Annotated in this window: 1 pseudogene; it reads left to right on the forward strand. The window is 64.1% G+C overall.

Annotated features, from left to right (window positions below):
* A pseudogene (locus SB764_RS41580) lies at window positions 1–262 on the forward strand (EmrB/QacA family drug resistance transporter); the annotation flags it as partial.

Below are 262 nucleotides of genomic sequence, written 5' to 3' on the forward strand. Positions count from 1 at the left end.
GATGGTCATGCAGGTTCTCGTTCTCGCGGTACAGAACGCTGTCCGCTACGAGGACTTGGGCGTCGCCACCTCAGGCGTCACACTCTTCCGGTCGATCGGCGGCTCCGTCGGCGTGTCCATTTTCGGCGCGATCTTCGCGGCGGCACTGGCTGTCCGCCTCCAGGGTATTGCCGGCATTCCGGCGGCGCTTGACTCCGTCGCGATCCAGACCTTGCCGGAGGCGACCAAAACTTTGTACGACACGGCGTTCACCGAGGCTCTG

This window comes from Paraburkholderia sp. SIMBA_027 (assembly GCF_046535315.1).
Classification (GTDB): Bacteria; Pseudomonadota; Gammaproteobacteria; order Burkholderiales; family Burkholderiaceae; genus Paraburkholderia; species Paraburkholderia tropica.